General features: G+C 56.5%; 12 protein-coding genes. 3 read left to right on the top strand and 9 right to left on the bottom strand.

Annotation, left to right across the window (positions count from 1 at the left end; all coding sequences use genetic code 11):
* Position 1: 1 nt before the first annotated feature.
* The 5 genes from hisD to ACVDG4_RS21065 form a co-directional block, all read right to left on the bottom strand.
* Complete coding sequence (hisD, locus tag ACVDG4_RS21045; protein WP_447236547.1) at positions 2-1,315, bottom strand: histidinol dehydrogenase; 1,314 nt, start codon at positions 1,313-1,315, stop codon at positions 2-4.
* Between the two features lie 8 nt (positions 1,316-1,323).
* The gene (locus ACVDG4_RS21050; RefSeq protein WP_133952539.1) at positions 1,324-2,655 is read right to left on the bottom strand and encodes a TRAP transporter large permease; all 1,332 of its coding nucleotides are present in this window, start codon (positions 2,653-2,655) and stop codon (positions 1,324-1,326) included.
* Between the two features lie 11 nt (positions 2,656-2,666).
* Entirely contained in the window at positions 2,667-3,182 is a 516-nt protein-coding gene (locus tag ACVDG4_RS21055) for a TRAP transporter small permease (protein ID WP_306149351.1), read from the bottom strand.
* Positions 3,183-3,305: 123 nt separating this feature from the next.
* Positions 3,306-4,448: a TRAP transporter substrate-binding protein gene (locus ACVDG4_RS21060; RefSeq protein ID WP_209176297.1), complete on the bottom strand. Its 1,143-nt coding sequence runs from the start codon at positions 4,446-4,448 to the stop codon at positions 3,306-3,308.
* 42 nt (positions 4,449-4,490) lie between these two features.
* Positions 4,491-4,658 (bottom strand): hypothetical protein, encoded by a 168-nt coding sequence (locus tag ACVDG4_RS21065; protein ID WP_166672832.1) that lies wholly within the window; start codon positions 4,656-4,658, stop codon positions 4,491-4,493.
* 185 nt (positions 4,659-4,843) lie between these two features.
* On the opposite strand from ACVDG4_RS21065, the gene ACVDG4_RS21070 reads away from it, so the two are divergent.
* Positions 4,844-5,830 carry a LacI family DNA-binding transcriptional regulator gene (locus ACVDG4_RS21070; protein WP_447236548.1) on the top strand — a complete coding sequence of 329 codons (987 nt, stop codon included), beginning with the start codon at positions 4,844-4,846 and terminating at the stop codon, positions 5,828-5,830.
* Between the two features lie 135 nt (positions 5,831-5,965).
* On the top strand, positions 5,966-7,975 hold the full coding sequence (locus ACVDG4_RS21075) for a metallophosphoesterase family protein (RefSeq protein ID WP_447236549.1): 2,010 nt from the start codon (positions 5,966-5,968) through the stop codon (positions 7,973-7,975).
* Between the two features lie 152 nt (positions 7,976-8,127).
* Here ACVDG4_RS21075 and ACVDG4_RS21080 read toward each other — a convergent pair whose 3' ends face one another.
* The 3 genes from ACVDG4_RS21080 to ACVDG4_RS21090 all read right to left on the bottom strand — a co-directional run bounded on the left by ACVDG4_RS21080 (position 8,128) and on the right by ACVDG4_RS21090 (position 10,544).
* Positions 8,128-8,793: an FAD-binding oxidoreductase gene (locus tag ACVDG4_RS21080; RefSeq protein WP_447236550.1), complete on the bottom strand. Its 666-nt coding sequence runs from the start codon at positions 8,791-8,793 to the stop codon at positions 8,128-8,130.
* A gap of 93 nt (positions 8,794-8,886) precedes the next feature.
* Positions 8,887-9,585: a gamma-glutamyl-gamma-aminobutyrate hydrolase family protein gene (locus tag ACVDG4_RS21085; protein ID WP_447236551.1), complete on the bottom strand. Its 699-nt coding sequence runs from the start codon at positions 9,583-9,585 to the stop codon at positions 8,887-8,889.
* Positions 9,582-10,544 (bottom strand): amidoligase family protein, encoded by a 963-nt coding sequence (locus tag ACVDG4_RS21090; protein ID WP_447236552.1) that lies wholly within the window; start codon positions 10,542-10,544, stop codon positions 9,582-9,584. The genes ACVDG4_RS21085 and ACVDG4_RS21090 overlap by 4 nt, the downstream gene beginning before the upstream one ends.
* Positions 10,545-10,800: 256 nt before the next feature.
* Here ACVDG4_RS21090 and ACVDG4_RS21095 point away from each other — a divergent pair, with 256 nt between their 5' ends.
* A complete protein-coding gene (locus tag ACVDG4_RS21095; RefSeq protein ID WP_447236553.1) occupies positions 10,801-11,547 on the top strand; it encodes a Crp/Fnr family transcriptional regulator in 747 nt (248 codons plus the stop codon).
* A 24-nt stretch (positions 11,548-11,571) separates the two neighbouring features.
* Here ACVDG4_RS21095 and ACVDG4_RS21100 read toward each other — a convergent pair whose 3' ends face one another.
* Positions 11,572-11,940 (bottom strand): response regulator, encoded by a 369-nt coding sequence (locus ACVDG4_RS21100; RefSeq protein ID WP_209176290.1) that lies wholly within the window; start codon positions 11,938-11,940, stop codon positions 11,572-11,574.
* Between the last annotated feature and the right edge of the window lie 103 nt (positions 11,941-12,043).

The raw sequence follows: 12,043 nt of genomic DNA on the forward strand, positions 1-12,043 counted from the left end.
CTTACTCTGCCGCCTCCGCGCTCAAGTCGAAGTTCTCACCGGGGAAATACTTCCGCAGCCGGATGTCGGCCGTGCGGGCATGCCCTTCCATGCCTTCCAGGCGTGAAATACGCGCCGTTGCCTCAGCGACCGGTTTGGCTCCGTCGCGGGTGGCCCGCTGCCAGGTGACGATCTTCATGAATTTGTGGACCGACAAGCCACCAGTATAGGACGCGGCGCCGGAGGTCGGCAACACATGGTTGGTGCCCGATGCCTTGTCGCCGAAGGCAACAGTGGTTTCTTCGCCGAGGAACAAGGATCCGTAGCAGGACAAACGGTTCAGCCACCAATCCAGATCTTCGGCCTGCACCGTCAGGTGTTCGGGAGCATAAGCATCAGATGTCGCCGCCATCTCCTCGCGGGTATCGCACAGGATCACTTCGGCGTAGTCACGCCAGGCGGCAGCCGCGTTTTGACTGTTCACCTCGGGCAGGTCGTCAATGAGTTTTGGAACCAGCGCCATGACCTCTTCGGCCAGAGACCTGGTGTCGGTGACAAGCCAGACCGGTGAATTGTAACCGTGTTCCGCCTGACCAACGAGATCAGCGGCCACAACTTCCGGGTCCGCTGCCTTGTCGGCAAGGATCAGGCTGTCGGTCGGCCCTGCAAACATATCGATCCCGACCCGGCCAAACAGGATCCGTTTGGCTTCGGCAACGAACTGGTTGCCCGGACCAACGAGGATGTTGGCCTTTGGCAGACCAAACAGGCCGAACGTCATGGCGGCCACACCCTGGACCCCGCCCATGGCGACAATCTTGTCGGCGCCGCAGACATGGGCCGCGTAGATGATCGCCGGGTTGATGCCGATGCCAGGCCGTGGCGGGGAGCATGCAACAATGTTCTCACAGCCCGCGACTTTAGCAGTGGTAACAGTCATGATCGCGCTGGCGATGTGGCTATAGCGACCGCCGGGGATGTAGCAGCCGGCCGTGTTGACCGGAATGCTTTTCTGGCCGGCGATGAGGCCCGGGACAACCTCAACCTCAATGTTCTGGCAGGTCTCACGCTGGGCCTCTGCAAAGCGCTTAACGTTGGCGTGGGCGAACTCGATGTCGCGTTTCAGCTTTTCCGGGACCTTGGCGCTTGCGGCTTCGATCTCGGCATCGCTCAGGATGATTTCGCCGTCATACTTGTCGAATTTGGCGGCATACTCCATCGCAGCGGCGTCGCCACCAGCTTCAATCGTATCGAGGATCTCCTGAACGATCTTTGTGGTCTCGGACGCATCGGTCTTTGAGGTGAGATCTGCTTTCTTCAGATATTCAACGGTCATGGCAGAGCCTACTTGTAGATTTCAGGCAGCAGCGTGGTTGAGATTGCCGGCACATAGGCAATCAGCAAGGTCACGGCGAGCATGAAGAGGACGAAGGGAACGGCCCGGGCAGCGATTTTCAATATCGATTCACCCGTTAGGCCGGAGACGACGAACAAATTGAGACCAAGCGGCGGCGTGATGAACCCGACACCGAGTGCAGTGATCATCATGATGCAGAACTGGATCTCGTTCATGCCGATGTTGTCGGCGAGTGGTTTCAGAATTGGCGCCAGGATCACGATGTTTGGCGTGGTTTCCATGACGCAGCCCGCGGCGATCAAAACCAGGATCATCATCATGATGAGCACCCAGGGCTCATCGCTGATGCCGGTGGCAACCGCCACAAAACCCTGAGGCACACCAATGATGGCAAGGGCTTCGGCAAGGGGGATGGAGAAGGCGATGATCGGAATGATCACACCATTAACCTTGGCTGAACTGACCAGCATGGCCGGAAAGTCCGAGAACCGCAGCGTTCCCAAGATAAAGCCCATGACGATGGTCACGACGACAGCGGTGGCGCCAGCCTCAGTCGGGGTCAAGCGGCCGGAAAAGATGCCGTAGAAGATGATCACCGGAACGATAAACGCATACCAGCCCGATTTGATGGCAACCCACAGACGGGAGAAATACTCATTCATGCTGATGTTGCCGCCACCTTCCCAGCCATAGAGCCGGTTCATGATGATGTTGGTGGCCAGGATCGAGACCAGAATTGCAAGGCCCGGAATAACGGCTGCAAGGAACAGCGTCGATGCGGAGATACCCAGGACTAAGCCGATGATGATGTAGGCGATGGATGGCGGGATCAGAATGCCGGTACAAGCACCGGCTGCGACTAGGGCACAGGCATAGGGGCGCGGATAGCCGCTTTCCACTAACCGGTCGATGGTCATGCGGCCCACAGCTGCCGCACCTGCCGCATCCGAGCCGGAGATCGCCGCAAACATGCCGCAGACAAGGACGGTTGCGGAGCCGAAGCCACCCTTTGCGAATTGCGTGAGCGCTTCCGCTACGTCGAGAAATTTTCGACTGAGCCCGGTTCGGACCAGTGCATCCCCGGTCAGGATGAACAGCGGCACCGCTGTCAACGCGAAGGCGTCAATACCGCTGAAAAGCTTTTCGCCGACCAGGGACAGGGGAAGCGCGCCGGACCAGACGAGCATGAGGCTCGCGGCGGCACCGATGGCCGCCCAGACCGGTACGGCAAGCGCGACTAGCAGAACGAACAGGAGAACCGGACCGTAGAAATCCCAGCCAAGCTCAATTGTTTGCGGTTGCATATGTTGCCAAAGCATAGCCGCCCCCTTTAGTCGAAGAGTTTGTCGCCTTCGTAGACGGGATTGCCATCACGAAGGTCGCGGAAATCGCGCAGGAACGACTGGGCGAGACGGAAAAGGATGAGGGCGAAGCCGAGAGGCACGGCGCTGAGGAACCAGACTTGCGAAATACGCAGGCCGTGTGTCACCGATCCGAACTTTGCCGACACGAGTACGGTTTCCAGCGACCAGTAGAATGCAATCACTGCAACGATCGCCATGATAATGTCGCCGAAGATGTAGAGCAGTGCCTTCACCTTGGGGCTAACGTACTGCATCAGAACATCGATGCGGATATGGCCGCGCTCCTTGACAGCAGCCGCAGCCCCGATCCAGGCAAGGTAGATGAAGGAATAGCGAACGATCTCCTCACCCCAAATGGACGAGTAGGCGAAGACTTCGCGCCGGACCACTTCAATGAACATGGTCAGCACCAGCATGACGTAGAACAGGAGAAGCAGCCAGCGCTCGCCGTTCTTGTCTATAGCTTGAAGGACAGATGACATTGGCACTCCTCGACCGCTCCCATCAGGCGGCATGCCTGATGCGGTGGTCGCGTGAACAGGGAATTGGAAAGCGCACAGTGTGGGCTGCCGGCGCTCTTGAGGGCGCCGGCAGGCAATTCGCCCTTAGGCGTCGTGGACGTAGAGGCGGCCTTGCGTATTGGCCGCTTCTTCCAGGCGGCCGAAGGCCTCCATGGACCCCGCCAGTTCAACCTTGAACTGATCCCATTCCTCGCGTTGGTAGCCGCCGGCGGCTTGCCACTCGGCCAACTGGTCGTCTGTGAGCGAGTGGAATTCCACGCCGGACTTGGCCAGTTCTGCCATTGCATAGGAGCGAGCTGCCGGAACCTTCGCAAGGTTCTGCTGAGCCGTTATTTCACCAGCAAACTCGATGCCTTGCTGAACATCGGCCGGCAAGGAGTTAAACCACTCCAGGTTCATAGAGTACACTTGGCTGTCCGGTACAGCCTGCGTGAATGTCACATGGCTCAAAATGTCTTTGAAGCCAAAGACGTAGAGCGCACCGACGGATGGGTCGAGCGCATCGGCAACGCCCTGCTTGATCGCAGAAGGTGTCTCACCCCAGGCAACCGGTGTCGGGTTTGCGCCGACCATGCGGTAGTACTGTTGCAACATTGCTGATCCTGGTACGCGGAACTTCACACCGGACAGATCAGACGGTGTGATGACCTTGTTTCCACCTTTGCGGACTGCAACTACCCGCGGATCAATCACAACGTAGAAGAGAGCCTTGAAGCCGGAGGCCTCAACCTTCGGGTGGACTTCCTTTTTCCAGGCTTCAGATGTCACGAGGTTTGTGAAGCGCTGGTTGGAACCGCAGAAATACGGCATGTTGATCAAGTCAACTGCGGATGCGAACGGAGCGAAGTTGGACAAGGAGTGCTGGGCTGCCTGGATGGTGCCGCCCTGAACCGCTTGGGCAAGTGCGCCGCCGGCGCCGAGCTGACCGCCCGGTGCGAGTTTGACGTAGACTTTTCCGTTTGTAGCGTTCTGGATGTTTTCTTTGAGGTCCAGCTGCATGATCGGATAGCTGCGGGATGCGCCGAGAACATAGGCGGTTGCCAGTGTCATCGTGTGGTCGGCGGCCTGCTCCCGCTCGCGCTCCTCCTGCGCGGTTTGGGCGACAGCTTCGTCGGACCAGAGAGTACCTGCTGCACCAGCCACCACCGCAGCGGTGAATGCGCCAGCGCTACTGAGCTTCAAGAAATTGCGGCGCTCATGTGAGGCCAAGTCTTCCGTCTTTTTCATGATTTCCTCCCAAGAAATCCTGTCTGAACCTGATGATGCCGGTTACTTTTCTGCTTCCTTCTTGAGCACAGCTGCGGTGAACGCTGCCGAGACAGCGAACAGACACAACATTTCTCCGACATTTCCGAAAAACGGTGTTCCACCAAAGGAACCGATCGATACATTGATCACGAAGACGGCAAAGAGACCGCCTGCCAACGCCAAAAGCATGATCACCTCCCAACGACCAATTCACCCGGCTTTAGAAAATGTAAGCGCTTACATTTTCCATTGCAAGCACAAAAATGGTTTTGTTTAATGTGCAAGCCCTGTAAGGCGGGTCCAACGTTATGTGACTAAACGGTTTCCGAGCGGTTTGACCGATGGAAGAAATTTCAAAATCGCCTGACACTTCAGTGCCAACACTTGCCGATGTCGCGGCGAGAGCAGGTGTGTCGACGGCAACCGTTTCCAGATGTCTGAACACACCGGACCGCGTCACGGAAAAGACGCTCAAGACCGTCATGGACGCCGTTAATCATCTTGGCTATGCGCCGAATTACAGTGCGCGCGCGCTCGCTGCCGGCCGGACCAACATGATCGGCGCCATCATTCCTACGATGGAAAACGCCATTTTTGCGCGCGGCATCCAGGCTTTTCAGGAAGAGTTGCAAAAGAACGGTTGCACGCTTCTCGTTGCCAGCTCCTCCTACAGGCAGGATCTCGAAGAAGAGCAAATCCGGACACTGACCGCCCGCGGTGCAGACGCCTTGCTCTTGATTGGGTACCAGCGGGATCCGCAGATTTATGAGTTTTTGAAAAAGCGCAAAATCCCGGCGGTTCTAACATGGGCATCGGAACCGTCGCAGGACTTTTTGTCTGTCGGCTTTGACAACCGCAAGGCCATGAAGGAGCTTGCCTCAGAAGTCATTGGCAAGGGGCACCGGACACTCGGCTGCATATCTGCAGATACCGCGACCAACGACCGCGCACGGGAACGCGTGGAAGGCATTTGGGCCGCAATGCGGGATGCCGATCTTGACCCAGACACTCTGCAGGTTGTCGAGACGGCTTATTCAATCGAAAACGGGGAGGCGGCGTTCCAACAGTTGATGTCCGGCGCGAATCCTCCGACCGCAGTTATGTGCGGCAATGATGTGTTGGCCGTTGGCGCCCTGAGGGCCGCAGCGAACCTTGGACTCAAGGTTCCCGGTGATGTCGCAATCACAGGTTTTGACAATATCGAGCTGGCGTTCGTCGCGCCTGTTCCGCTGACCACTGTCCATGTCCCACACCGGCGCATGGGACAATTGGCGGCCCGCGCGCTGATCGAAGCGTTGCATGGCCGGTCGCCGGAGAGCGTCGAACTGCCAACGGAAGTCCGCCATCGCGACACCTTGTAAGTCCGGTCAGCTAATCACACGTGTTTCCAATTAGATACGTTGACATTTGTAAATCCCGGCCTGCAGCCCTAACTGTCCAGTCTGTGTGTAGAACGTGCCGGCGCGTTGCAAACGGAATGGCTGTCAGTTTGGAGAATGTTGTTGAGCGATCCGAAGTCGCAAAAATCTGATGTGCTTCCCACTGTATTAGCCGGACCCATCATCCGCCGCATTCAATCAGACCGGTTGGCAATCTGGCTCGCAGTTCGAGCGCAGGGCCCTGTCAAACTTGAGCTTTTCCCGCCAGAGATGGACGCGCGGATTTTCGAACTGGACCCGTCAGCACCAGAACTGCTTTGGCTGAGGGCTGGAGACCAACTCAGTTATCTTCTTATCGACCTCGTCCTGTCTGATCCCTTGCCGGAAGAGGTGTTGATACCCTATCGGCTCAGCCTTTTTGTTGAAAAGCGAGTGGGCGACGGGGGGCGTTGGGAAGACCACACGCATTGGGCAAAGGATCTTTGTTATCCGGGTCGCGAACTCCCGTTCATTCGGATCCCAAAGAAAGTCTCTTCGGTCATGCACGGCTCATGCAGGAAGCCGCATAGCTCCTGCGAAGACGGACTGGTTGCTGCCGACCGGGCTGTCGAGCAGGCGATTTCCGACAACGAGGCGGAGCATCCCATGCCGGAGTTGCTGGTCCTGAGCGGTGACCAGGTCTATGTGGACGATGCTGCGGGCCCGATGGTGCAGGCCATCACCGCCCTCGCCCACGTCCTGGGCCTGCCGGATGAAACCCTGCCCGGGATAGAGCCTGGGGCACCGGCAAGTGGAACTGATCTGCGGGATCAAGGCGGCTTTTTGTACAAGCGGGACCAGCTCTTGCCGAAAATCGATCAGAATGCCTCGGTCTTCGATGTCATGTTTGGTGGGACGCAAAAACCGATCTTCACATCCCTGCACGCCAGAAATCACCTGATGACCCTGGCTGAAATGCTGGCGATGTACCTGCTTGTCTGGTCACCGGCCTGCTGGGATGTGTTACCGGGTCGTGCTGCGCCAGAGGATCTCTCGGATAAAGACCGGCGAATGTATGACCGGGAAGTCCGGGATATTAATGGATTTGTCAGCGGGCTTGCCAACGTTCGCCGGTTGCTGGCCCACACACCGACAGCCATGATTTTTGATGATCACGATGTCACCGACGACTGGAACCTCTCGCTGGCCTGGGAAGAGGCAGCCTACGGGCATCCGCTTGCCCGGCGGGTCATCGGCAATGCGCTCATTGCCTATGGCATCAATCAGGGGTGGGGAAACCGGCCGAAAACCATTCGGGCAGATCTCAAAACCGTGTTCGAAGCGGCCCTGCAGCGGCCCGGGACCGAAGACCATGAAGCCGCGATTGACCACATTTTGGATTACGAAAAGTGGGATTTCGAATGGCCGACCGATCCGCCCTTGATTGCGCTGGATACGCGGACCCGCAGATGGCGTTCTGAGCGCAACAGCCACTTTCCGTCCGGCCTTCTCGACTGGGAAGCTGCAACGGAATTACAGGCCCGGCTTCGAAACAAGGACGCGGTGTTGCTGGTTTCGGCTGCGCCGATTTTCGGGGTAAAGCTGATCGAGTCCGTCCAGAAACTGTTTACGCTCCTTGGCAAACCGCTGATGGTGGATGCGGAATACTGGATGGCCCATCCAGGGACGGCGAGCGCGATCCTCAACATCTTCCAGCATCGGAACACGCCGAAGCACTTTGTCATTCTGTCGGGAGACGTTCACTACTCCTTTGTTTACGATGTGGAGTTGCGCAACGGGCGGCAGTCGCGCACCCGGCAATCCGGTCAGAACCCGGAGATCTGGCAAGTCTGTTCCAGCGGCATCAAAAACAAGTGGCCGGACCGGTTGCTCGCCGTTTTGGATCATGGAAACCGCTGGGCGTTTGCACCGCGCTCACCACTCAACTGGCTGACTAAGCGCCGCGGCATGCGCATCATTCCGCGCAAGCCGGAAGGCACACCCCACGGACGGCGCATTTTGAACGCCCCAGGAATCGGTTTGGTGGAACTCAGTGACGATGGCGCGCCCGTTCGGATCAGCCAGCTGGCCTCAACGGGCGAAATCTACGACTTTGAACGCCGGGAAGACGAAGCGCATTACGGCTGAGGCAGAACACTTTGCCCCAGCTATCGACCGATTTTCATATTGCTACCAAAGACTTGTGCAATCCTACCTCGGCAGATCAGAAGCTCTGGCCGACAAGCAAGTGTTCTGGCGGCAGCGCGGCATAAGCCAAGCACTATTGCGGCGGCCAAGCATCAGTCTTCCGTGACGATCATGTCGACGGAGACGCCGAGTGCTTTCAAGTTTTCGATTACAGCGTCGACCATTTTCTGCGGACCGCAGACATAGAACATTTGATCCGTGGTCCCGAGAATGTCCTTCAACGCGGCCTTGTCGAAATGCCCTTCACGCATGCCGTCTTTGCTCTCGTCGCTCAGCGCATAAATGACCTCAAGACCGGCCATGTCATCCAGTTCATCCCTCAAGATGATATCATCTGACGTCTTGTTGCCGAACAACAGCCGATGCCCGGACAGTTGGCCCTTTTGCTTGAGGTCCCGGAGGATCGCCAGGAACGGCGTAATTCCCGCACCACCTGCAATGAATGTCCCTGGTCCCTTGTAGGTGATTGCGCCCCATGGATCATCAATCAGAAGGTTCTCACCAACTTTTACATCATCGAGCTTGTTGGTCACGCCATCATGGTCCCGGTATGCTTTGATGGTGAATTCCAGAACGTCGTCTTCCGGCAAGGAAGTGAAGGTGAATGGCCGCGGTTCTTCCCGCCACTTTTTACGGTCAATCCGCACTTCGGTCGCCTGACCTGGTTCAAATGAGAACCCATCAGGGCGGGCCGTCGTGAGCGCCCAAACATCATGAGTGACTTTAGTTTTCTCCAGAATTTCAACCTTATCGGTCATCAATTACTCCTTCTATGCTCGGCCAGACTGGGTCTGGTCCAGGCAGGTGTTTGTTTTAATTCAGATGGTTTGGCGGCAGATCAAACGCGCCTGTCAGGCCGCGAGTTCGAAATGTTCGCCGGTGTCGTTCCGATTTTTTGCGGCCCCAACGAGCCATTGGAACAACCGTTGTTGTGTCTTTGAGAACGGCATCAATTCCGGATGCCATTGGACACCGATCACGGGTTTACCGGATGTGGCTTCGATCGCTTGCACGATCTCGTGATCGTCCAAGGCTGAAACCCGCAGACCGCGCCCTGTCTTCTGGATGGACTGATGATGGAGCGCATTGACCCGGCACCGCCGCGTTTGAAGGACAGATGCAAGCCATGCATCACCGGCAATACCAATTTCCTTTTGTGGCAACACCGTGCGAAGTTTGGGCGCAGTCTCAAAGACTTCCCAAATATCCGTGTGCAGTGTCCCACCCAGGCTCACATTGATCATTTGCGCGCCGCGGCAAATCCCGAGCACCGGGATTTCCAGTCTCACAGCCTCGGGGATAAGCTCTGTCTCCAAAGCGTCGCGATCCGGATCAAGGCGCACATTCGGGAGCAATTCCCCACCATAGACAGAGGCGCTGATGTCATCGCCGCCGCCGGCAATCACGCCGTCCAGCTCAGTGATCGAATACCCGGTTTTCGGGGTGATCCGTCGAGACTGCCCGCCGGCCCGCCATATCGCGAAAGATATGGCAAGATAGGACCGCCAGCCGCCGGTTGCCGATGTCGATACGCCAATGAGTGGTTTCATGAGCTCTTTACCCGGTTGATCAATCGTTTGGCAGCCCCCAGAATCCCGTCCGGCTGTTCGTTCTCAGCACGCCAATTTTCTAACTGGTTCATGAGTTCCTGCTGGTCGGCTGCCAGATCTTCGACACGCTTCCATCGTTTCCATTCCTCGGCAACGGACCATGCGGCGTCTCCGATGCGTGCGTCGGGTAACCGGTAATGGAATGCCGGACGGACGGCCTTCGGCTCTTTGCCAATCGCCTCCTCCACGCATCCTGCATTTAGCGACGCCAGAAGCGGCAGGAGATCCAACTCCCTGTTTTTGTTGGGGTTGGCTGCACAATAGTCGCGTATGAATGTTTCCAGGTCAGGCTGATATGCCGGATCAAGAACGGTCCGCTCATAGTCAGACGGGAACCTTGCAATGAACGGCAAAAGCTTTCGGGTCGGATCCGGCTCAATTTCTTCGCGCAACTTCGGGGCCATAAGCAGGTAAGCCTGCAGGACTCTCAATAGGGCTTCGACGGATTCGCTCTTCCATTCGATGTTCAGGTGCAATCCGCAAGCCAAGTGTGGCTGCTCGTTCCCCATCGCGCCGACAGCCGCGAGAGTCCGTACGAGCGTATCCACGGTCCCTAGATCGGATAGGAAGATGGGCGCGGTGATGAGTTCGGTCGGCACAATTGATGTGCCGAGGTCACCAGCGATTTGGCGCGCCTTTTTCTGGGCGTCCGTATCGTCTTGGCTGGTATGGACATACTTGCTGTCAAGCTCGATCGTGACGGTGCCGAGAGACGTGCCATGGATTTTATATCGATGGGCGTCGACTTCCTTGGTTTCTCCACCGACGATTTCGTGGACTACTTTTGCCGCTTTTGAGGCAGACAATCCGCCGAATTCGATTTCGACGCCTACGCGGCGATCGCCTGAATTCAATTCGGCAAAAACCGCCTCCGCATCATGGTCATTGTCTTCACGCATATCTGTCATCATCGCTTTCGTCATTTGACCAGTTAACGCGCGAGGATCGATTCGGTTCCAAAGAGACCTGGCTTGGTCAGGTTCGGATGGAGCAGGTTTTGGGCTTTGCTGACGGAAAATTTGGAACGTATATGCTTTCCGACCGTTTCTTCAGGTGTTTAACTGACCTATTCGCAATCCCGACTGCGCCGCATGACCGGTCAAGCTGCTCATAAAGGTGTGGGGGGCGCGATCCACGGGATGCGGAGACCAACCAATGACGGACAGCATGAATTTTCAAACAAAGTGCCACGCATGCCCCCTTAGGCAGAAGAACGTTTTCAGGCCGTTTGAAGACAAGGAACTGGACTTCGTCACCAAATTCAAAACGGGCGAACTTCAGGTCGAGGCCGGTTCAACCATCATTTTGGAAGACAACAAGACGCCCCACATCTACACCCTCCTTGAAGGGTGGGCCTTCCGCCACACATCACTGGCAGACGGACGGCGCCAAGTCTTGAATTTCGCCCTGCCAGGCGATCTTCTTGGGCTGCAGCTCGCGGTCTTGAATGAAATGCAACACACAGTTACGGCGCTGACTGACACGACGTTGTGTGTCTTTCAAAAGGACAAGGTCTGGTCGGTTTTCAAGGATTATCCCGGCCTTGCATTTTCCATGACCTGGATGGCATCGCGCGAAGAACAGCTGATTGACGGCCACCTTCTGAGCCTTGGTCGCCGCAACGCTCAAGAACGGCTCGCCTATTTGCTCCTGCATCTCCACGACCGTGCAGAAACAGTCGGATACGCTCAGAACCAGTCATTTGATGCACCCTTTACGCAGGCACACCTTTCAGATGCACTCGGTGTTACACCGGTCCACACCAACCGGACCATACGAACATTGCAAAGCGAAAACTATTTCAGTTGGAAACAGAACCGGATCCGTATTCTGGACAGAGAAGGCTTAGAGGATCTCGCTGCCTATGAACGCGATGTCAAAACACTTCGGCCGTTGATTTAACTTAGTGGCCCTTGCAGCTTTGCCCTACAGCAACTCCAGAATTTGTTCCTTTGTGTAGGGCTTGCTGAGAAGAGCGTGGCTTTTGAACTCATGTGGCAGAGTATCAGTATCGCCGTAGCCGCTGGCGAAAACAAACCGCGTCCCACGTTCAATCAAAAGCCGGGCGAATTTTAGGCTCGTTTCGTCGCCCATACGCACGTCCAGGATCACGAAGCTGAAGAGGTTGCCTGTCAGCGCGTCCAATCCATCAGACAACTTGTTCAACACAACCACAGGCGCAAAGCCGATTTCTTCCAGCATCATTTGGGTGTCGAGCGCGATGATTGGATTGTCTTCAACAATCAACGCTGCACCACTCGGCTTTACGTCAGATGCTATCATTTCATCGGTCATTGATGTGCTCGCCATACGCCCGCTGCCAAGACAGCAACGTTGCACAATGCCTCATATCGCGCATTAACATAAGTTATATGCGCCTGATAAATCACCTCTTTTC

Source organism: Roseibium sp. MB-4 (genome assembly GCF_053005265.1).